The organism is Alkalimonas sp. NCh-2 (assembly GCF_039631345.1).
In the GTDB taxonomy this organism is placed as follows: Bacteria; Pseudomonadota; Gammaproteobacteria; order Enterobacterales; family Alteromonadaceae; genus Alkalimonas; species Alkalimonas mucilaginosa.
Window position 1 is genome coordinate 355,298 of the sequence record NZ_JBDIUV010000002.1, and the last position, 22,058, is coordinate 377,355.

16 protein-coding genes are annotated in these 22,058 nt (G+C 51.1%); 7 read left to right on the top strand and 9 right to left on the bottom strand.

Annotation, left to right across the window (positions count from 1 at the left end):
* Window positions 1-20: 20 nt before the first annotated feature.
* The 6 genes from ABC502_RS06845 to ABC502_RS06870 are packed head-to-tail and all read right to left on the bottom strand — an operon-like array spanning window position 21 to window position 6,882.
* On the bottom strand, window positions 21-1,658 hold the full coding sequence (locus ABC502_RS06845) for a BatD family protein (RefSeq protein WP_345915335.1): 1,638 nt from the start codon (window positions 1,656-1,658) through the stop codon (window positions 21-23).
* A complete protein-coding gene (locus tag ABC502_RS06850) occupies window positions 1,652-3,502 on the bottom strand; it encodes a VWA domain-containing protein (protein WP_345915336.1) in 1,851 nt (616 codons plus the stop codon). Before ABC502_RS06850 ends, ABC502_RS06845 begins: the two co-directional genes overlap by 7 nt.
* Window positions 3,489-4,478 carry a VWA domain-containing protein gene (locus tag ABC502_RS06855; RefSeq protein WP_345915337.1) on the bottom strand — a complete coding sequence of 330 codons (990 nt, stop codon included), beginning with the start codon at window positions 4,476-4,478 and terminating at the stop codon, window positions 3,489-3,491. The genes ABC502_RS06850 and ABC502_RS06855 overlap by 14 nt, the downstream gene beginning before the upstream one ends.
* Window positions 4,471-4,992 (bottom strand): DUF4381 family protein, encoded by a 522-nt coding sequence (locus ABC502_RS06860; RefSeq protein ID WP_345915338.1) that lies wholly within the window; start codon window positions 4,990-4,992, stop codon window positions 4,471-4,473. The genes ABC502_RS06855 and ABC502_RS06860 overlap by 8 nt, the downstream gene beginning before the upstream one ends.
* Entirely contained in the window at window positions 4,985-5,926 is a 942-nt protein-coding gene (locus tag ABC502_RS06865; RefSeq protein ID WP_345915339.1) for a DUF58 domain-containing protein, read from the bottom strand. The genes ABC502_RS06860 and ABC502_RS06865 overlap by 8 nt, the downstream gene beginning before the upstream one ends.
* 2 nt (window positions 5,927-5,928) lie before the next feature.
* Window positions 5,929-6,882 (bottom strand): MoxR family ATPase, encoded by a 954-nt coding sequence (locus ABC502_RS06870; protein WP_345915340.1) that lies wholly within the window; start codon window positions 6,880-6,882, stop codon window positions 5,929-5,931.
* A 195-nt stretch (window positions 6,883-7,077) separates the two neighbouring features.
* On the opposite strand from ABC502_RS06870, the gene fadI reads away from it, so the two are divergent.
* From fadI to ABC502_RS06900, 6 genes are all read left to right on the top strand, one after another.
* Window positions 7,078-8,388 carry an acetyl-CoA C-acyltransferase FadI gene (gene fadI / locus ABC502_RS06875; RefSeq protein ID WP_345915341.1) on the top strand — a complete coding sequence of 437 codons (1,311 nt, stop codon included), beginning with the start codon at window positions 7,078-7,080 and terminating at the stop codon, window positions 8,386-8,388.
* Window positions 8,388-10,517 (top strand): fatty acid oxidation complex subunit alpha FadJ, encoded by a 2,130-nt coding sequence (gene fadJ / locus ABC502_RS06880; protein WP_345915342.1) that lies wholly within the window; start codon window positions 8,388-8,390, stop codon window positions 10,515-10,517. The genes fadI and fadJ overlap by 1 nt, the downstream gene beginning before the upstream one ends.
* Before the next feature lie 241 nt (window positions 10,518-10,758).
* Complete coding sequence (locus tag ABC502_RS06885) at window positions 10,759-11,283, top strand: PEP-CTERM sorting domain-containing protein (RefSeq protein WP_345915343.1); 525 nt, start codon at window positions 10,759-10,761, stop codon at window positions 11,281-11,283.
* A gap of 269 nt (window positions 11,284-11,552) precedes the next feature.
* On the top strand, window positions 11,553-14,666 hold the full coding sequence (locus tag ABC502_RS06890; RefSeq protein WP_345915344.1) for a S8 family serine peptidase: 3,114 nt from the start codon (window positions 11,553-11,555) through the stop codon (window positions 14,664-14,666).
* 70 nt (window positions 14,667-14,736) lie between these two features.
* Window positions 14,737-15,186: a gamma-glutamylcyclotransferase family protein gene (locus ABC502_RS06895; protein ID WP_330086298.1), complete on the top strand. Its 450-nt coding sequence runs from the start codon at window positions 14,737-14,739 to the stop codon at window positions 15,184-15,186.
* A 100-nt stretch (window positions 15,187-15,286) separates the two neighbouring features.
* On the top strand, window positions 15,287-15,484 hold the full coding sequence (locus ABC502_RS06900) for a hypothetical protein (RefSeq protein ID WP_330086299.1): 198 nt from the start codon (window positions 15,287-15,289) through the stop codon (window positions 15,482-15,484).
* Here the strand turns inward: ABC502_RS06900 and hdfR are convergent.
* Window positions 15,474-16,322 carry an HTH-type transcriptional regulator HdfR gene (hdfR, locus tag ABC502_RS06905; RefSeq protein ID WP_345915345.1) on the bottom strand — a complete coding sequence of 283 codons (849 nt, stop codon included), beginning with the start codon at window positions 16,320-16,322 and terminating at the stop codon, window positions 15,474-15,476. The two genes, ABC502_RS06900 and hdfR, sit on opposite strands and share 11 nt — an antisense overlap.
* Before the next feature lie 185 nt (window positions 16,323-16,507).
* On the opposite strand from hdfR, the gene ABC502_RS06910 reads away from it, so the two are divergent.
* Entirely contained in the window at window positions 16,508-16,855 is a 348-nt protein-coding gene (locus ABC502_RS06910; RefSeq protein ID WP_330086301.1) for a DUF413 domain-containing protein, read from the top strand.
* A 17-nt stretch (window positions 16,856-16,872) separates the two neighbouring features.
* On the opposite strand, the gene ABC502_RS06915 is transcribed toward ABC502_RS06910, so the two are convergent.
* Window positions 16,873-19,059, bottom strand: coding sequence for an EAL domain-containing protein (locus ABC502_RS06915; RefSeq protein WP_345915346.1), 2,187 nt, complete (start codon window positions 19,057-19,059; stop codon window positions 16,873-16,875).
* Window positions 19,060-19,219: 160 nt separating this feature from the next.
* Window positions 19,220-21,982 (bottom strand): insulinase family protein, encoded by a 2,763-nt coding sequence (locus tag ABC502_RS06920; protein WP_345915347.1) that lies wholly within the window; start codon window positions 21,980-21,982, stop codon window positions 19,220-19,222.
* Window positions 21,983-22,058 lie beyond the last annotated feature (76 nt).

Sequence of the window (22,058 nt, forward strand, 5' to 3'; positions counted from 1 at the left end):
TAAACCGCGGGGTGGCAGCATTAGGAATACAATGGCTTTAGTTGACTGGCTTCCGGTTTCGCCGGCTGAGTTGGTTGATAACTCTGCCAGGCTTGCCACAGGCTATTGCCTTGCCAGTTATCCGCATTGGGATGATACAGCGCTTTATTAAGCTGCAGCAGCTCGCTACGCAGCGGCTCTGTAACTTGGTCAGCTAAGGAGGTCAGTGTATGGATACGGTGATCCAGCTGTGACTTGCCCCAATACAGTAAGCAATCACGAGCCACTTGAGGCTGGTGATGCTTACAAGCTTTTTGCAAAGCTGTCGAGTTAAAGCTGGGAGCTGGAGCTGTGGTTGAACCCTTGCCCGCTTCAGGCCGGCGCCATAACCAAAGCAGCAGGATTGTACTGATTAACCAAAAAGTGAGTAACAAACTGCTTAGATAGTTCCAATGCCAGGGAGAGGCAGAGGAAAGATCGGTGGCAAGGGTTTGGCCACTGGTTAACAGTTCGGGTGCCGTTGTATCGGCCTGAGCCGTTACTGCCGGCAATACCTGAATGCTGCGGGCTGGCAGGGTAGCATAATCCAGCATCTGGCGTTGACTGTTCCACCAGGGTAAGCGCAGCTCCGGCAATTGCACCTCGCCTGCATCGGTTGGAATCATCGCCAGGGTAAAGGTTTTTTGTGCCACTAAACGCCCATTGCGCTGTGCGCCCTGGCGCTCCGGTTGCTGTGGATACAGCCGAAAGCCTGCCGGTGCAGTAAAATCGATGTCTGGTAATTGATGCGCGGCTACATCCACCCCGGATAGCGTAATGGTACGGGTAATGGGTTCGCCTTGACGAAGCGTGGTAAGATCGCCAGACCACTCCTCATGCAAAGTGACCAGGCCCGCTATCAGCCAATCCCCCGGGAAGTCCGTTGGTATCGACAAAACGTCAACCTCAATGGCTTCGGCATGTTGTAACACGGTACGGGTACGGGCAAAAAAGTTGCTACGGCTACTGTCTCTGTCCAGCAGTTCGCCGGTAAATTCGGGAGCGGTAATACTGAATTGACCACTGCGTTGCGGTGTGATCGCAAAGCGCCGGCTAATGGTGCGATAACGCACGCCATCGACCAGCACACTGCCTTCTTCATCCCGACCAATTTGTTGGACGGTAGCACCTTCCATACTGGGCTCTGTCAGGCTGCCGCGTTGCAAATCGCCCCGGTAATGAATCGTCACCCTGTAGTAGCCGGTTTGCTGTACATAGAGCTGGCTTTGTTCCAGGCTGGCGGTTAAAAACACATCTGATTTACCATCTCCTGCGGCTGATGCTGCAAGCACCTCCAGTTCAATTGGTTGACTGCGGGCCTGACCAACCTGAAAAGCCGGTATGGTGTACTGACCAGGCTCCCTGGCAAACAGCGATACACGCCAACTGGTAGTGTGACTGGCTTCGCCATTTATCACCCGGGTACTTTGGCTGACGGATGGCACCGTGACTCGAAAGTCCTGCTCCAGGATGCGGAAGTTGAGTTGATCAGCGCTTAAACGCGCATCAGCGATGACTTCCAGTACGATGGCCTCACCGACCATGGCCGGGTTTTTATCGACGCTGGCACTGAGCTGGCTGGCTGCCCACAAGGGCCAGTTGCTTACAATCAACAAACACAGACAAAGGGTTCTTACCATTCTTCTCGGGCTCCTGTCGGCAGCTGTTGCTGCCTGCGGCGTTGATGTTCAATATGCATCCGGTTACGTAGCAGCAATGCCGGATCATCCTGTACTTTACGCAGCAGATTATTCAGTTCTTGTTGTTGTTCAGGATCGGCATCGGGCCAGGGGGACTCCACCACCTGGCGTTGTTGCTGTTCTGTCACTGCTTGCTCGCTATCTGCCTGATCCTGTTGCTCACTTTGCTGTTCTTCGTTGCTGCCTTCTTGCTCGGTGCTGTCGGTTTGCTCGGTGCTGTCGGTTTGCTCAGGGCTGTCTGTTGGCTCAGGGCTGTCCCCTTGCTCAGAGCCATCCGCACCGTCATCGGTGGCGGAGGGATCTGAAGAACCAGAGCTGTCTTCCTGAGACTGGCTGCTGTCCGAGCCCTGTTCTGATGGTTCTTGTTGATCATCGCTTTGGCCGTTGTCATCACCGTCTTGCTGCTCTTGTTGTTCATCCAGTAGGCGCTGGATGAGCTCGGCATTGTGCCGGGCTTGCTCCAACTCCGGGTCTTGTTGCAAGGCCGATTGATAGGCGCTAAGCGCTTCTTCAAAACGACCTTGTCTGGCTAAGGCATTGCCCAAATTGTAGCTGTGGCTGGCGGCAGGGCTTTTGTCATTCAGTGTGGCCCAGGCTTGTTCCGCGGCCAGATAATCGCCAGCCCGGTACGCGGCCTGGCCCCGCCAGTAAGGATCGCTAAATAGCTGATAAGCGCTCTGATAATCACCTTGCTGATAGGCGTGCATGGCGCGTTGCTCGTCGGTTTGAAACAGACTACGGCTGCCTTCTGCCATCACCCCCGGTGGTAGCAGTAACAGGCAAACCAGCAGCAACTGACCTCGTTTACCCAGCCATAGTGCCAGGGGTAACAGCAACCAGACCAGGTAGACCGCTTTGTCGCGCCAATCGTCGCCACGGCTGTGCAGTTGCTGTTCCGTGCGACCTTGTTGGCGGTAATCGGACAGGCTGAGGATGGCCTGAATGTCACTGTCAGATAGCTGCGCCTGCTGGAAAACACCACCGCCGCGTTGAGCCAGTTGACGCAGCTGATTGACCGGAACTTTGGGCAGCACCAACTGGTTGTTACGGTCGCGCAGCAAGCTGCCATCTGGCAGTTGCACCGGCGCAGCTTCTTCGCTGCCAAAACTGATAATTGACAGGCGATGCCGCATGCGGGACACCTGATCAAATAATTCGCGCTCGCTATGCCGCTCAAAGCCATCGACCAGGGCCACGATATCGCCTTGTGTATAGCCCGCTTGTTGCAGCAGTTTATCTGCTTCTTTTAAGGCTGCGAGCAGGTTGGATCCCTGGTTCGGCATAATGTCAGGCCGCAGGTTAGGTAGCAGCAATCGAACATTGTTATGATCCGGTGTTAGCGGGCTGACCACAAAGGCGTCACCGGCAAACGCAACCAGTGCCAGTTCGCCCTCCTTAAGGACATCAATAAAGTCCAGTGCTTTAAAGCGGGCTTGATTGAGCCGGTTGGGCGTCATATCGGTGGCGTACATCGACATCGACATATCAATAATAAGTACCGTGGCTTTATTAACGGTAATGGCCGGTTGCTCGATACGTTGCCAACTGGGGCCAGCCAGGGCAATGGCTGCCAACAACCAGCAAAAGGCCAGTAGCGGCAGTGACCAGCGGTTTACCGTTCCGCTGGCTTTACCCAGCAGGTGTTGCTGCAAATGCGGTGCGATCAGCTGTTGCCAGGGGCTTTTCTGTTGGCGGTAGCGCCAGAGCAAAACCAGCATCAACAGTAAGGGAAGCAGGCTTAATAGCCAGTAAGGCCTTAGCCAGTGTAGGTCAATGATTGGCATACCACAGCTCCTGCCAACGAATTTGAAGTGCTGCCAACCAGAGGGAAAGCAGCAAGGCCACAGCCAGAGGCCAGTGCACCAGGCTACGCTGTGGCCGGTAACTTAAGGTTTCACGCTCAATCGGCTCCAGCTCGTCCAGCAACTGATACATGCGTTCAAATTCCTGCATGTTGCGGGCCCGAAAATAAGCACCGCCGGTTTCCTCCGCCATCCGGATCAACAAGGGCTCATCCAGATCGTGTGAAGGATTCACCACCCGTGGACCAAACAAGCCCTGTTGCACCATTTCTTCAGCGCCAATGCCGACGGTATGAATGCGGACGCCAGCTGCTATGGCAAGCTGCAGTGACTCTTCCGGGCTGATATTGCCGGTGTTGCTGGCACCATCGCTTAAAAACACGATCACTTTGTTGGAGCTTTCCAGTTCATTAAAACGTTTAACCGCCAGACCAATGCCTTCGCCGATGGCGGTGCGCCGCCCGGCCATGCCGACCACGATTTCATCCAACATGGTCTGTACCGTGGTTAAATCCAGCGTTAACGGCGTGAGCTGGTAAGCGGCATCGGCAAACAGGATCAAGCCAATGCGATCGCCCTGCCGTCGCTCTAAAAACTCTCTGGTAAGAATTTGCACCGCTTCAATCCGGTTAATGGTGCGACCTTGCCAGCGCATATCTTCGATTTCCATCGAACCGGATAAGTCCAGCACCAGCATAATGTCGCGGGCTTGCTGCGGGATCTGTACCGGCTCGCCGTACCAGCGCGGCTCAGTTGCTGCCAACAGCAAAGCCAGCCAAATCAGACCGGCCAGCCAGGTGGCTGGTCGTTTCCATTTGCTTTGGCTGCGCTGATTTTGTCCGGCAACCTGCAGTAACGGTTTTAGTTTTAGCGCCCGGCCGGCCATGGTTGCGCTGCTTTTTATCAGCAAAGGCAGGGGGAGTAGTAATAGCAGCCATGGCCAGTTCAGCTCAAACATCCGCACCTCCGGCCTTTTGTTGTGCTAGATGGTGTTGTGCGAGCTGTTGTAGCTGCGGGAGGCTTTGCTGTGCCAGCCAGTTCTGAGCGCAATCGGCAAAGTGTCTCGCATCGGCCGCATCTGGCTTGGGTTGATACAATAAAGCGTTTAGATCCGGCCAGGTGACGGTTGTATCCTGTGCTTGCAAAAACTGTTGCCAGTCCGAAATGTTGCAGCTTAGCAAGGGACTGTTCGGCGCGTAATGACGGATCAGGCGTTTTAGCAACTGATTGATGGCGGCAGGATCAACGGTTTCGTTGGCAACTAATTGCTGCATTTCGGTTTGGGCTGCCAGCAATCCTCCTTGTCGTAATAGTTGTTGTCTGCGCTTCGTTGCCAGCCAGACCACCAAAGCAGCTGCCAGTAGCGCAAGCAATAACACCAACCACCAGCCAGGCGCTATCCCCATAGCGGGTGCCGTGTCGGTTTCGATGATATCCGCCAGCTCAGCCAGCAAAGGATGCGATTCAGTCATGCCAGCTCCGGAGTAGTTGATTGACCAGCGGTTCGGCGGCGCTTATCGGCAGGCAGCGACAACCCAGTTGTTTCAGGCTTTGTTGTTGTGCAGCAGAAAGCTGTTGTTGCTGACGTTGATAACGCTGCCGGGTACTGTTGTTGCCCAGATCAAGCCAGGCTGAGTGCTCGCCATCGGTCACCGGGGCATCGCCGTGGGCACCGATGGGCAGCGCCATTTCTAACGGATCAAATAAAGACGCACAGACCACTTCGTTGTGCTGACGGATGGCACTTAGATGGCGCAATGCTTCGCTGTCCAGCTGTTGAAAATCAGACAATACGAATAACAAACTGCCAGGGCGCACCAGCCGCCGGACCTGGCCTAGCGCCTGCGGCAGCTTAAGGCCAAAACGCCCACGCTGCTCAGTGAATACCGCTTGCAGTGCATGCAGGTAATGCAGTACGCCAGCCGAGCGACTGCGGGGTTTTAATTCCAGATGATGGCGTTCACTGAATACCAGGCCTCCGAGTTTGTCGCCACTTGCTTTGCTGTGCCAGGCGATAAGGGCGGCTAAATGGGCTGCTTGCACCGACTTATACAATAAACTGCTGCCAAAGTGCATGCTGTCGGAAAGATCGGTCAGGATAAAGACCGGCCGTTCTTTTTCCTCGCGAAACAGTTTGGTATGGGCTTTACCGGTACGGGCGGTCACCCGCCAGTCGATGGTGCGAACATCATCGCCTGCCTGGTAATGGCGCACTTCATCAAACTCCATGCCTCGGCCTTTACTACGCGCCAGGTAGCTGCCTGCCAGCTTGCTTTGAATGTGTTGCTGTGGTCTGAGATCCAGCAGCTTGGTGTACCGCTGATACCAGAGCAGTTCATTCAGGCTGAGACTAACCCCGGTTGCCGCCAGTTGCTGAAGCCATTGTTGTGGGTGGACATCGCTCATGATCAGGGTACAGGCACCAGCTCAAGAATTTTCGTCAGCACTGCATCGGTTTTAATCCCTTCAGCTTCTGCTGCATAAGTCAGAATAATGCGATGGCGCAGTACATTGTGGAATACTGCCTGAATATCGTCCGGGGTAACAAAGTCACGGCCATCCAGCCAGGCTTTAGCCCTGGCACAGCGCTCCAGTGCGATGGTGGCGCGAGGGCTGGCACCATAGGCCAGCCATTGACTAAGCTGTTGATCGTACTTGGCAGGCTGGCGGCTGGCCAGTACCAGAGCCACGATGTATTGCTCCAGTGCCGGGGCTAAATGCAGCTGCAAAATGCTTTTGCGGGCAGCAAAAATATCCGCCTGGGTCATTTGCGGTGCTTTGACGTCGGCTTGTTGCAGTGCTTCGTTCCGTGTCAGTTGTAAAATAGCCAGCTCGGTGTCTGCATCCGGGTAATCGACATTCAAATGCAATAAGAAGCGGTCCAACTGAGCTTCTGGCAGTGGGTAAGTGCCTTCTTGCTCCAACGGGTTTTGCGTTGCCATTACTAAAAAGAGTTCAGGCAATGGGTAGGTGGTACGCCCTACGGTGATTTGTTTTTCAGCCATGGCTTCGAGCAGTGCTGATTGCACTTTCGCCGGTGCCCGGTTGATTTCATCGGCCAGGATGATGTGGTGAAACAGAGGCCCCGATTGAAACTCGAACTGGCCGGTTTCCGGCCGGTAAATATCGGTGCCGGTCAAATCGGCGGGCAGCAAGTCGGGGGTAAACTGAATACGGTGAAAATCGCCTTCCACACCATGAGCCAGTGCATTGACCGCACGGGTTTTCGCCAGGCCCGGCGGCCCTTCCACCAGCAGGTGGCCATTGGCAAGCAGGGCGATAAGAATGCCTTCAGTCAGCGCCGGTTGGCCCAGTACCTGGCTGTCGAGGTAGCGTTTCAATTCGGTAAAAGCTTGTACCATAATGATGTTTAACCTTTGCAGGGAATAAAAGCAGCTATGCTATGACGTACGCATTTATATAAGGTTCATTGTGCAAAAGACAAGAGCAGGTTGCAATGCATGGATTTTAAAACAGGTGTTTTAATTTCCAACAACTGTGGTTACAATCGAAGGATAAATCAGGTCTGACCTGTTACCGATACCATGAGGATACTTATGACCAAGCCAATCGAGTTAAAAAAACGTCAGGGGGATCGCATCGCCATCGTTCGAGGCTTACGCACTCCTTTTGCCAAGCAGGCCACCGCTTTTCATGGGGTGTCGGCACTGGATATGGGCAAGATGGTGGTCAATGAGCTGCTGATCCGCGCTGAAATTGATCCTGCTCTGGTCGAGCAAGTGGTGTATGGTCAAGTGGTGCAGATGCCTGAGGCACCGAACATTGCCCGCGAAATTGTGCTTGGCACTGGCATGAATGTGCATACCGACGCCTACAGCGTAACCCGTGCCTGTGCTACCAGCTTTCAGGCGGTAGCCAATGTGGCTGAAAGCATGCTGGCCGGTATGGTCGATGTGGGGATTGCCGGTGGTGCGGACTCGAGCTCAGTGTTGCCGATTGGCGTCAGCAAAAAGCTGGGCAGGGCACTGGTCGATATGAATAAAGCCAGAACCCTTGGGCAAAAACTAACTATTTTAAAGCGACTGGGCTTAAAAGACCTGTTACCGGTCCCACCTGCGGTGGCTGAGTACAGCACCGGCCTGTCGATGGGCCAGACCGCCGAGCAAATGGCCAAAACCCATGGCATCAGTCGTGAAGCTCAGGATGAAATGGCGCATCGTTCGCACAGCCTGGCCGCCAAAGCCTGGCAATCTGGCCTGATGGCCAATGAAGTGATGGTAGCCCATGTGCCACCGCATAAAACCTTTTTTGAACAGGACAACAATGTGCGGATGGAGTCCGAGCTGGCTTCCTATGCCCGTTTAAAGCCAGTGTTCGATCGCAAATACGGTACTGTCACAGCGGCCAACAGCACGCCATTAACCGATGGTGCCTCGGCGGTGTTGATGATGACTGAAAGCCGGGCCAAGGCACTGGGTTATGAACCGCTTGGTTACATTCGTAGTTATGCCTTTGCTGCCATCGATGTGTGGGAAGACATGCTGATGGGCCCCTCGTATGCCACACCCATTGCGCTGCAGCGTGCTGGCATGACATTGGCCGATTTAACCCTGATAGAAATGCACGAAGCTTTTGCCGCTCAGGCGCTGGCCAATATGAAGATGTTTGGCAGCAGTAAGTTCGCCAAAGAAAAGCTGGGGCTGGATAAAGCCATTGGCGACATCGATATGGATAAGTTTAATGTCAATGGCGGCTCCCTGGCTTACGGCCATCCCTTTGCTGCGACCGGTACCCGTTTGCTGGTACAAACCTTACATGAACTAAAACGCCGTGGCGGCGGGGTAGGCCTGACGACTGCCTGCGCTGCCGGTGGCCTGGGTGCTGCCATGATTGTGGAGACCGAATAATGACTGAACAAACTAGCAGCTTTGCTTTGCAGCTACGTGATGATGGCGTTGCCGTGATCACCATGGATGTGCCGGGTGAGCGCATGAATGTGCTCAAAGCCACCTTTGCCGATGAAATTAAAACCTTGCTAGCGGAGCTTAAGCAAAACAGCAGCATTAAAGGCGTGGTGCTGATTAGCGGTAAGCCGGACTCCTTTATTGCTGGTGCGGATATCAGCATGCTGGATGGCTGCAACAGTGCTGAAGAAGCCGAAGCCATTGCCCGCTTAGGTCAGCAAGTCTTTGCCGAGATTGAACAATTAAAAGTACCTGTGGTGGCTGCTATTCATGGCCCTTGTCTTGGCGGCGGTCTGGAGCTGGCGATGGCCTGTCATCAGCGGGTAGTGAGTGACGATGGGAAAACCGTACTGGGGCTACCGGAAGTGCAATTGGGCCTGCTGCCAGGCAGTGGTGGTACACAGCGCTTGCCGAAATTGGTTGGCCTGCAAAAAGCCCTGGATATGATGCTGACCGGCAAGCAATTACGGGCAAAGCAAGCCCTTAAAGCCGGTTTGGCCGATGCCATGGTACCCAACAGTATTCTATTGGATGCAGCCGTGCAATTGGCACTGTCCGGCAAGAAAGCTGTGCAGGAGCCCAAGCTCAATCTGGTAGGTAAATTGCTCGAGAAAACCGGCCCGGGCCGTGGCATTGTCTTTGATCAGGCGCGTAAGCAAACCCTGGCCAAAACCCATGGCAACTACCCGGCGCCATTAAAAATCCTGCAGGTGATCCGCACTGGTATTGATAAAGGCATGCAGCAGGGCCTGGCAGCCGAAGCTAAGGCTTTTGGCGAGCTTTGCATGACACCGGAATCCAAAGCGCTGCGCTCACTGTTTTTCGCCACTACCGAGATGAAAAAAGAAAGTGGGGCAGGTGATGCCAAACCGCGTTCTTTACGCAAGGTGGCGGTGTTAGGCGGCGGTCTGATGGGCGGCGGCATTGCCAGTGTGACTGCCACCAAAGCAGGGTTACCGGTGCGCATCAAAGATATTCAGCAGCAAGGCATTGCCAATGCATTGGCCTATGGCTATCAGTTGCTGGATAAAAAAGCCAAACGTGGTTTTATGCGCAGAACGGAACTGCAAAAACAAATGGCGCTGATGACCGGCACCACCGATTACAGCGGTTTCCAGGATGTGGATCTGGTGGTCGAAGCGGTATTTGAAGATCTTGAGCTGAAACAAAGCATGGTGGCGGATATCGAACAGCACTGCAAAGAAGACACCATCTTTGCCAGCAACACCAGCTCTTTGCCGATTGGACAGATCGCTGCCAAAGCCAAGCGGCCTGAAAATGTTATTGGTCTGCATTACTTCTCTCCGGTGGATAAAATGCCGCTGGTCGAGGTGATTGCGCATGAAGGTACTTCTCCAGAGACCATAGCTACCACCGTAGCTTTTGCCCGAAAACAAGGCAAAACGCCGATCGTAGTTAAAGATGGTGCTGGCTTTTACGTCAACCGCATTTTGGCGCTCTACATGAACGAAGCCGCGCAACTGCTGCTGGAAGGTGAGCCGATTGAGAAGCTGGATAAAGCCTTGGTTAAGTTTGGCTTCCCGGTTGGGCCCATTACCTTGCTGGATGAAGTCGGCATCGATGTTGGTGCTAAAATCGGCCCGATTTTGCAGGGCGAGCTCGGTGAGCGTTTTGCGGCGCCCGCAGCCTTTGACAAATTGCTGGCCGATGGCCGTAAAGGCAAGAAGTCTTCGAAAGGGTTTTACCTCTACAGCGGCAAAGCCAAAGGCAAGAAACCAGTGGATGCCAGTGTCTACCCATTGCTTGGTATCACCCCAAGCCCAAAACTGAGCAGTGAAGAGCTGGTGCAGCGCACCACGGTGCAAATGCTGAATGAAGCAGCCCGCTGCCTGGAAGAAGGCGTGATAGCTTCGGCCCGTGATGGCGATATTGGTGCCATCTTTGGTATCGGTTTCCCACCGTTCCTTGGCGGGCCTTTCCGTTACATGGACAGCCTGGGTGCGGCCAAACTGGTCGAAACACTGCAAGGCTATGAAGCGAAGTTTGGTGCCCGCTTTACGCCCTGTGAGCTGCTATTGACGATGGCTGCCGAGCAAAAAACGTTTTATTGATGGGATAAATTAACCGTTCAGGCCAGCCGGCTACTGCAATAGCCGGCTGGCCTTTTTGCTTTCAATTTCTATTAAATATTGTTGCAATTATTTCGTTTTACCATCTCTCTGCTTACGATGTATTTCGTACCTGAAGTGATCTTTTTTAGTATTCTGGCATGTATCCTGCTTTTAAATGGGTAGCATAGTTATGCAACAGCTATGCATTCTAATTAAAACAATACATCCAGGAGTTACATCAATGAAAAAGCTTTTACTCGCAGTGCTTTTATTTGGCTTTGCCTCTTTGTTTAGCCAACCCTCCGCGTATGCCTCTCCCATTTTATCGCAGGATATTCTGCTGAATAACAATGGCACGATTCAATCCATTGGTTTTGTCAGCGTGAATGTGGCGGATAGCTTTGACTGGGGAGCGCCAACCTATGCTTCTGATAGCTGGCTTGAGTTGGAATTGTTTGGTTTTCAATTTATGCAGAGCTTTGGTGATACTTTTGAAGCTCTCTTTGATATCAACAATTTAGTAGCTGGTTTTGAGTTTTTACAGTTTGATGTACTCGATCCAGTTACCGGCTTTGCTTTCCAGGGCTTTTTTGATACTGACTTTGGTTTTGGTTTTCTTGATGTTTTTTCTGCACCGGATGAAAGTCTGATTGCATTCTTTGATACCGTTTTTCTGGGGAATACATCTGTTGCCGTACCAGTACCTGCCACTTTTGGTTTGATGCTGTTGGCATTGTTTGGCTTGGCGTTGCGCCGGCGCGCTTAATCGACACAGTAAATGGTGTCAGTTTTTTTTACGCTGAATCATTTGGTCTGGTCTGTTTTTCGTACGATGCCAATGCCAAAAGCGACAAAAAACACGCCTTTTACCTGTTGATGTAATATTTTGTACTGATTGTGTCTGATTTTTTTACGTTTGCTGTGTTTTGCTGTTGTGATGCATGCTTATGCATTGGGTCTCAACCAGATACAGTGTCCGATGAAACTCAGGCAACTTCTTTGCTCGAAAATAAATACAACTAAAAAGTGAAAATTATGAAGATACAAAACAAACAAACCAAAACCATGTTGGCATCTGCCATACTGGCTGCTTGCGGTGTCACTGCCGCTCACGCCAACCCTTATGAAGTGAGTGTTGATACCAGTCAGTTGCGCCTGACTGCGGAGGCTGCTGCACAAGCGCCCTACATTGTACAGGTGCGGGGTGAATCGGGTATTGAGAAAGCTGCTCGTCTGGGTGAGCTACGGCCAAACTCGCAGCTAACTGCGGGTAAAAATCGTTACAATGCGCGTACTCCAGCTATGCAGGCTTATCAGCAACAGGTAAGGGATTTCCATCAAAACCTGGCTGCTCATGCCGGTGTTTCGAATATCCTCTATTCTTACACTCACACCTTTAATGGTTTTTCTGCACGTTTAAGTGCCGATGAAGTAGAACGTTTGCGGCAGCATCCGGATGTCGTCGGTATTTGGCTTGATGAGCCGATGCCACTTGATACTGCAAATACCCCTGAGTTTCTGGGACTAAATGCTGCCAATGGTCAGCACACCCTGGGAGTGAAAGGTGAGAATGTGGTCATAGGTATCGTCGATACTGGTATCTGGCCTGAAAGCGAAAGCTTTGCTGATGATGGCTCTTATACGCCTTTGGAAGGTTGGAACGGTGTGTGTGACACGGGGGAAGATGACACCTTCTTCTGTAATAATAAGATGGTAGGAGCGCGCTACTTTAATAACACCTTTACCTCTGTCTATGAATTGCAGCCTGGTGAGTTTATCTCGCCACGTGATCCTGACAACCATGGTACCCATGTTGCCTCAACAGCAGCTGGCAACGAGGGTGTTACTGCAACCATGAATGGTACTGTTATTGGCACTGTCACTGGTATTGCTCCTCGCGCCCGTATTGCTACCTACAAGGCATGCTGGAATAGTGATTACGTAAATCCGCAAGGCGATCCTGAGCGTGGTTGTTTTTATGGCGATACCATGGCTGCGATTGATACTGCCGTTGCCGATGGTGTGGATATCATTAACTACTCTATCGGTGGTAGTTTAACCGATTTAACCACTATCGCGGCGGCTGCCAAATTGCGTGCCACCCAAGCTGGTGTTTTTGTCTCGGTTTCTGCCGGAAACAGCGGCCCGGGTGCTGGCACCGTGGGTACTCCGGCGCCGTGGGTAATGAGTGTGGCCAACTCCACCTACGATGGGAATACTGTTGTAGCCGGTATTGAGGTGAGCGGTGAGTCAGTTACCGGCATCTATCGTGCAATCGAAGCTGCTACCACCACACCTATGTCGGTGTTGGGTGAAGTGGTTGGCGACTTGGTAGTTGCCAGCCCAATTCTGGCCTGTGATGGCGTGGATAATGCAGCCGAGCTGGCTGGGAAAATAGCCGTGATGCAACGTGGTGACTGCGCTTTTGATCTCAAGCTGGCCGCAGCTGAAGCATCAGGTGCTCTGGGCGCCCTGGTTATTAACAGTGTGGCCGGTGCCCCTATTGCTATGGGCGGTGATGGTAGCTTTGAGATTCCGGGCTTTATGATCACTTTGGCCGATGGCCAGCAACTGCTTGCGGCACTGAACGATGGTGAAACAGTGTCAGCCCGCTTTGCAAGCGGCGTTTTTGCTGAGCAAACCGAGGTAGGCAATGTCATGGCGACATCCTCCTCACGTGGTCCTAACCTGGCTTCGTTTGATATCATCAAACCTGATATCACTGCGCCTGGTACCCGTATCCTGGCTGCTGGTTCGGAAGAGCGGATGTTGGGCCGTCAGGGTGCACCTTTCACGTATCTGGGGGGTACTTCAATGTCCAGCCCACATATTGCGGGTATGGCTGCATTGTTAAAAGAGTCTCATCCTGAATGGTCACCAGCCATGATCAAGTCGGCCTTAATGACGACTGCACGGCAGAATGTGGTTAAAGAAAATGGTGTTACCCCCGCGGACCCATTTGATTTTGGTGCCGGTCACGCTGTTCCTGCCAGTGCCAGTAACCCTGGCTTGGTGTATGACGTAGATACCAGCCACTACTTTGCTTTCCTGTGTGGGTTAGGTGCAGAAAGCTTTGTGTCTAATGCAACAGGGTTTAGCTGTGCTGCCTTTGCAGAGATGGGCTATGACTTTGAAGCCAGCCAACTGAACCTGCCATCCATTGGTATCGCTGAGTTGAATGAAAGCCGTGTGGTGTACCGCGAAGTGACAGATGTCTCCGGCGTCAGCTCTGTTTACAGCATTCAACTGGAAGCTCCAAATGGCATTCAGGCGACTGCTTTGACGATGAACGCTATGGGCGAATGGGTACCATCTTCTCAACTGGAAGTACCTGCTAATGGCCAGGCGGCGTATGCAATACACTTTGAAACCACTGCAGCAACTCAGTTTAATGAGTGGTTGTTCGGTTCCGTTACCTTGAGCAATGGTCAGTTCGATGTCCGTAGCCCAGTGGCGGTGAAGGCTGTTCCACCGACCTTGATCGAGGCTCCTGAGGTAATTTCTGCTCAGGTTGCAGCGCGCTCTGGTCGTGTAAGCTTCCCTGTCCTGATGAACTACAGTGGTACTACCTCAACATCTCTGGTTGGTCTGTCGGCGCCTTTTGGTAGCGGCAGAACCATTCCGCAGGATCCAGATGGTACTTTCCAGTTTAATGAACCAAGTTTAGGCACTCATATTCTGGAGATCCCTGCGGGTACCCGTGTCGCGCGTTTTATGTTGAACGAGGGCTTGGCATCCGTACCAGGTGCAATTCTGGACCTGTATGTATACCGTTGTCAGGGATGGAGCTGTTCATTCGTTACATCGTCAACCAACAACAGTGGTTTTGAAGACATCGTATTGCGCGATCCTCAACCAGCCGCTAACTCGGCAAATGGCGATGTGTATATAGTCTGGGTGCATCCACGTGATTTACAAGGCGCGGCAGAAGTGACGTACACCATGCCATTCTGGATTGTGGATGAGCACGATAATGCGACATCGCGTATCGCTGCTCCGGTTCGTGCTATCAAAGGTCGTTACAACAACGTCACTTTGATGACGACTGGTTTGACACCATCACCATTCCCGTACATGGGTGTGATGTCCTTCAAAGATGATGAAGGAAATGAGCAAAGCTCTACTTTGCTAGAAATCATAGCGAACTAAAGCATGAACTCAATGAGCCCATCTTCGGATGGGCTTTTTTTTGCCCCGGCCCCGGGTGTACACTGTGGCAATGAAATCGATTAAACCATTGCTTATGGCCTTTGTTGCTGCTGTATTGGTCACAGGATTTTTCTGGTGGCTGTTGTGGCTACGATTGCTCGGCCCTTTTGGTTACTCTCTGCCAGAAGGTATGCAGTACCAGCAACACTCGTATCAGTTGTTTGTGTATGGCACTTTACGCAATCGCTGGCTTCGTTGGGTGATCATTGGCCAGGATGTAGCGGTGACTGCGGATGGACTTCCAGGCTTTCAAAAGCAAGGACTGACCGTTGTTGCCAACCAGGCCGCAGTGACTTCCGGACTCCGGCTCGAAGTGAGTGCTAGGCAACTGCAGCGATTGGACAGATATGAGCGCTTAGGGCAACGTTATTGCCGGTTTAAGGTGTCTTTACTTAGCGGCGAAAGTGCCTGGGTGTACCAGCGGATGACAGAGGAGACAGCAGCCTGCCAGTTGAACTAGCAGGCCAGGGTTTTGTGCTATCAACAAGTGCCTCTTACTATGTTAGAATAGCGGCGTTCTCATAAACTAATCTGCCTAGCTACCGTCAGGAGACATAGTCTTGTTGTTGTTGCCTGCTGTTTTTGTTTGTACCGCTATTTCTATTTACATTGCTGCGCTTAGAGCAGGGATGCGGGCACGGCGCTGGGCCATAGCTGCACTGGCTTTTGGTCCATTTTTATTGCCAATTTTTACCAGCCATAAGCGTTTAACTATTGTACGGGCCCGTGGCCGCGATGCCTGGTTATTTAAACCCTAACTTGTTTCAGACCACTCAATACCTGCTGAATGCTGCTGACAGAGTCTGTGGTTTTTAGATAAGCCGAGTATAAGTTGCGCTGGATTGATGGCGCATCCACCACCTGCTGCAACTGCCCAAGCTCCAGAAGGTGCTGAACCATGGTTTCAGGTAAATAAGCGGCTCCTCCTTGTTGCAGCAGCCGTGACAAAGCAAGACCTGCATGATTCGTTCTTACCGCTACTTTGGTGTTTTCGTCCAGGATATCTGCGTGCTTGATCTGAAACACTGTCCCCCAATCTACCAGAATGTAGTTGCTTTGCATGGCTGCTTTGGTGGGCTTGTCATTGCTTCGGATCACTGGAATAAGTCGCAACTCTGTATGCAATTCCACCATTAAATCATCAGTTTTGGGCGGGTCGAATAACAAAGCCAGATCCAATTGACGTTCCAGCAAGCTTCGAATCATTTGCTCTCGCTCAAGACTTTCTGCCCTCCAACTGAAGGTGGGAAGCTGGTCTCGTAAGGCGTTAAACCTGGAGAGCAGGTAGCCATCCCAAATAGAAGCTGTCGAGGCAATGGCTAATTGCAACTGCTGATCATCGGTAATAGCAACATCTTGCCTGGCGCGTTGCAGCGTAACCAGCATGGCTTCTGCATGGGGCAGTAAGCGCTCCCCTGCGGTAGTTAATTGGATATTGTTGCGGTAGCGACTGAAAAGAGCAACGCCAAGATGTTGTTCCAACTGACGAATGCGAAAACTAACGGCTGACTGGGTTAAAAAAAGGTTTTCGGCAGCTTTGCCAAAATGTCTGGTGCGGTGCACTTCCAGAAAGGTTTTGAGTAACTCAGTATCCACCTTGTTTCCTTAGAAATTTTTATCTTCACGATAAAAAACTTTTGTTTTACGGGGGCTGTTTTGTTCACCATACTCCGCACAGTTGAGCAGGGCAAGCTGAATGTGATCCCAGAGCCTGCTTGCTCTGTAAAACATGCTACCCTTAATGAATTCATTGTAATGATCAGCAGCAGAGGAAAAAAGTGATGCAGCAAAGTTTTGTCGCTCCACGTCGCTTTTTCGATGACCGTAACTTCCCAAAAGGGTTTACCCGGTCAGGGCGCTTTACTCTGGCAGAAGGTAACTTGCTGGAGAAGCACGGTGTCGCTTTGCAGGATTTGGAGCAAGGAACCCGGGCTCCGGAAACTGAAGATGAGCAGCATTTTGTACTGGTTTGTCGTGGCGAAGCCGAGCCAAGCAGTACCATTGAAAAAACCTGGCTAAAGTACAAGCAAAAAGTACAGGAAAAGCGTAAGTTTCACACTGTCTTTGGTAAAAAACGCATTGCCGATAGCAGTGATGATTTTAGCTACGTCGAGGTAGACAGCGACTAGTGTCGGGCACTGCCAGATTATGAATCGGCGGCCGATGCGGCTGAACGAAGAGCGCTCTGTTCAACTGTGGCGCTCTTTTTTTGAGGCTGCTGTTGCCTGAGAAACTGGGTAAAGTCTTCGGCAGATAGCGGTTTACTGTAGTAATACCCTTGGATCACTTCGCAGCGAAGTTGCTTTAATTGCAACAGCTGCTGCTTTTCTTCTACGCCCTCGGCCACCACAGTTAAGCTAAGGTTGTGAGCAATCGTGACGATGGTATCCACCATATTACGGCCTCGGGCCGTATTCATGTCATCAATAAAAGCTTTATCAATTTTCAGCGTATTGAGCGGAAACTGTTTTAGGTATGCCAGTGAAGAATATCCGGTGCCAAAATCATCCATCGCCAAGTGCACGCCCCGGGCGCGTAGCTTTTTCATGGTATCTATAGCGATGGTAGGGGATTGCATCACAGTGCCTTCAGTAATTTCCAGTTCAAGATGGTAAGACGGCAACTCAGTTTGTTGCAGAATGTCGTCAATTTGCTCACACAAATAAGGCAGCATAAATTGCTTCGCCGATAAATTAACCGCAACCCTGCCATGAAATAGCTCTTGATCAATCCAGTTTTTGACATCCTGGCAGGCTTTTTTCAGTACGATAGCCCCAATCTCCACAATCTGGCCTGTTTCCTCAGCGACCGGAATAAAAGTACCTGGACTGATAATGCCTCGCTTTGGGGTGATAAAGCGCACCAAGGCTTCCATCCCAACCAGTTTGCCGGTGTGAATATCCATTTTGGGCTGGTAGTAGACGGTAAAAAAATCCTCTTTTAAGCCGTGGCGGATTAAGTTTTCAATTTGCAACCGCTTCACGGCTTGTTTATTCATGCTGTCATTAAAAAACAAGTAGCGGTTGCCGCCTTCGCTTTTGGCGTGGTACATGGCAGTATCTGCGTTGCGCAGTAAGCTCTGCGGATCCTGGCCATCTTCCGGACACAGCACTATGCCGATGCTGCAACTGATGGCCAGCTCATGCTGATTGATATAAAAAGGCATATTAATTTGTTTTAGTAACTCTTTTGCCAGCGAGGTAATGGTGTGAATGTCATTGGTGTTTTCCAACTGAATAGCGAACTCATCCCCTCCCAGGCGGTACAGCTGGCCTTTGCTACGAGGAAAGAGGCTTAACCGCTCGGTTAGTTTACACAGCAGCTCATCCCCTAATTGATGCCCTAAAGAATCATTAATTTTTTTGAAGTTATCCAGATCAAACATCAGCAGTGAGTGGTGTTTTTGTTTTTCTACCAATTGTTTTAGCTGGCTTAGAAAGAGGGTGCGGTTTGGAAGTCCGGTTAAAGTATCACTGTTTGCCAGACGGCTGAGTTGTTCTTCCCGGGTTTTTCGTTCTGTGATATCGGAAAATACGGCGACATATTGCTGGATTTGGCCTTGCTCATCGCGGACAACGTTGAAGTTAAGTTCGGCGAAATAGATTTGCCCATCGGCTTTTTGTTCTTGTACCTCACCAGCCCAGTTGCCAGATTGAGCCAGAGTCAGCTTAATATCCCGCATATAACGGCTGGGATACAACGATAGCTCGAATTGCTGTGCCAACACCAGCTCTCTGCTTTTACCGGTGATACGGCTAAATGCCGGGTTCACTTCCAGGATCCGAAAGGCAGTATCACAAATCACAACCGCATCGGAAATACTCTCCAGGCACTGAGCAAACAGTTGCAACCGCTCTTCAGCCAGTTTGATGTGCTGGATATTTTTTAGGGTGCCGGTCATGCGGCTGGCTTGGTTGTGCTGGTCGTAACTGACTACTTTGCCCCGATCAAGCACCCAGATCCATTGTTGGTCATCGGAGAGAATGCGGTAGGTCGCTTCAAAGTAGGGTGTTTCTTGGCTAAGGTGCTTGCTCAGGGCATCCGTGACCCGGTCCAGATCATCCGGGTGGATTTGTTGCCGGTTCGGTGGGGAGTCCTGGGAGCTTGGCTTGAGTTCTACCGGATTTTGCCAGGAAGAAGAGCGATACAAATTGCCCTGTCTGATATTCCAGTCCCATAGTTCGTCACCGCTGCCCCAAAGTGACAGCCTAAGCCGTTCTTCACTGTGTTCCAGACGTTTTTGGTAGCGCCGCATCCTCACAATGCTTAAGTGTGCCAGCAGCAGGGCACCCAGTGAGAGCAGTAGAATACCACTAATAGCGTAAGGCTCCATACTTTCCCAGTTCAGAGCGTACGCAGTGCGTGGATGGGCAAGCAACCCGAGGCAACAAGTTGTTATTATTGTTTTAATGCCATTGTGCATTGGTGCATGCTGTATCTGGCCAAGGTACGGTTAACATATAGAATTTACAGCAAGCTGTCAAAAGCAAACATCAGCTTGCATCGTCCAGTTGGCTGAGCAGTTCTGCGCTGGTGGTGAATTTAAGGTGGCTGTGTCGCGGCACACCATCGGTAGCCAGGAAGATGGCATCGTAATCAGGTGATAGCAATTGGTGAAAAAAGTGCACAAATTCCTGTTTTGTTAAAGCTATTAATGCCTCAGTGATTTGTTGCGTCAGACTAAATTGCAAATCATCTTGACCAATGGCCAACCAGAGGCGCTTAGCTCTACTGCTTAAGCTGGTATCTTTGTCCTGCAATTGGCTCATTAAACCTTGTTTTAACTCCTCGAACTCCTGCTGGTTGAGTGACTCGAGCTCTAACAGCAGAGCTCGGTAGAAATCAATGGTAGCATGGTACAATTGTACGCAGTCTGCTGTGGGGGATTGAATATAAAATGCCAGTCCGGGCAGTGTATTGACAGGCACGTAGCCTGTACCAACCAGATAGCCGAGTTGTTGCTCGGTCCGTAACTGCTGGAAATATCGTGGTGCCAATAGATGATTGGCGAACATAAATCGGGCAATATGTTGCGGGGATTTATCCTGAGCAGGCAAATAGATTACCAGCGCATGATCGTGGTGATCCACATCAATGGTTAGCCAGACTGGCCCAAGCCCCCGGGTGGAGCGCTCGGGAACTGATAGTGGCAGGCAACTGGCTTTATCCGCTAACCAACCGCTCAAACGTTGCTGTAGCTCCATCGCTTCATGGGGTTGCCAGTTGCCCACCATAAAGGCTTCGATATGCAGTGGCTGCAGCAATTGCTGATTAAAGTTGGCAAAGTCATCCAACTGCATGGCTTCCAGCTCAACCAATAGCATGTCAATAGCAGGGTTAAGCGGATGCAACAATGCCGAAAGCTGACTGAATAAACTGGCAACAGGTTTATTCTTGTGGCTGTCGCGCCAATGACGCATGAGCTGTTGCTTCAGCTCGGCAAAGCGGCCAGGGATGATTTTAAAGTGACAAATATGCTGCAAGACATCCAGTAGCAGCTGGATTTGATTGTTGCTCAGGCCGTAACTATGCAGGCTTATCCCCTGTTTTTGTACATGCAGACTGTAACCAAGCCCGGCGGTACTGGCTGGGTAAAATGCCTGCTGTACTTCATCGTTCAGCAGCTCTACCCATAGCCGTGTTGCGGCCAGGTGCCAACAACTCTGAATGCTGTGTGGCAGGCTAAGTTGCAGGTAAATATGGCCTTTTGGGGTATGAAAGTCTGCATCCGGTTTAAACCAGAGTGTCAGGGACTGGTCCTGATACAGACACTCTGGTTTTTCCCGGGTAGCTGAGGCCGGCAGCAAAGCTAATTCATGCACCAGATAAGGATTTGCTTCAGGAAGCTGCAGCTGTTTTGAAGGTGTTGCCTGCAACAGGGATTGCAAGAAACTGGCAGGTATAGCTTTTACCTGATAGGGGGTATGGTACCAGCGCGCTTTCTGAGTGCAGTTAAGCCCGGGAGCTATCAGCATCAAACGCATAGTGTCTGGTTGAAAGTAGCTTAGAATTTCACGGTACAAAGACTCCGGAGGTGTTTCCATCCGGTAATCACCAAACACGATGTCTTCCACTGGATAGTGATGCATATTTACAGCCAGTTCGGTCGCTGTCTGTTCGGTGGTACTTGGTTCCTGGTAACAAAACGACCAATGCAACAATTGCTGACGCTCCCGGTACAATTGAGCAGGGAAGGGGGCTTGTTGCAACATCGCCAGATACTGAAATACCATGCTGATGATCTGCTCGGTAGCAGCCATGCCAGCCTGAGTCAGTTCGCAGGAAATACTGAAATCTTTAAAATTACTGCCATCAATACCACCACCTGCACTTAACTGATTAATCCAGCCAGCGGATTTCAATACCGCGTACAAAGAGCCTGGGCCCTCGTCACCAAGCAAGTGAGCAATAAAACTGACCAGTTTGTACGGATACCAGCGCTGGATCCCTGGTAAGGCAAACGTAAGCACCAACTTATGCATTTCTTTATGCGGTTCTATCAGCAGCTCAATACCAAGCTGCTCTGGCAGATACAGCGGCTGTTCAAGCCAATCCCGTGGGCAATCACCATGCGGCAAAGCAGCAAACCATTGTTCAGCCCAGCTTTGTTGGGCCTGGAGAGTATCTGGAGCTACCAGAACCAGCGTCATTTGATTGGCAAGGTAATACTGTTGATAGAAGCCAAGCAGGCTATCGCGCAAACTTTGCTGCGGAGAATCGGCTAATGTTTGCAGGTTACCAACGGAAAACTTGGCAAAAGGGTGTGCCGGATTCACCGTTTCTTTATGCACCTGATAAATACGACGACCATCGTCCTTGAGCTTCAGGGTAAATTCTGCCTCTATCGCCTGACGTTCTTTTTCTATGTAGTTTTCGGCGAACAAGGGAGCGCTAAACATATCTGCAAAATGCTGCAGACCATCTGCAAAGTAGTCTGTGTCAATATCAAAAAAATAGGTGCTATGTTCTGTCCCTGTCCAGGCGTTGTTGTTACCGCCATGATGGCTGACAAAGTTCTGGAAACTACCGGCAATGGGATATTTTTGGCTACCAAGGAATAACATATGTTCGGTGAAATGCGCTAACCCTTGCCGTTCGGGCGGATCATCAAAGTGTCCGGCACGTACACAAAGTGCGGCTGCACTTTTTTCGGCATCAGGTTGATGTACCAGCAAGACAGCAAGGCCGTTGCTCAGAACCAGGTGTTTGTACTGCTTCTTATCGTTAGGGCTTTGCTTTATCTCGGTTTTTTTCAAGGTTTGACCTGCTGGTTTTTTGAGTGATCACTGTGAGGAATGAAGCCTCATAGCTTTAAGGAATAGCATAGCGCAA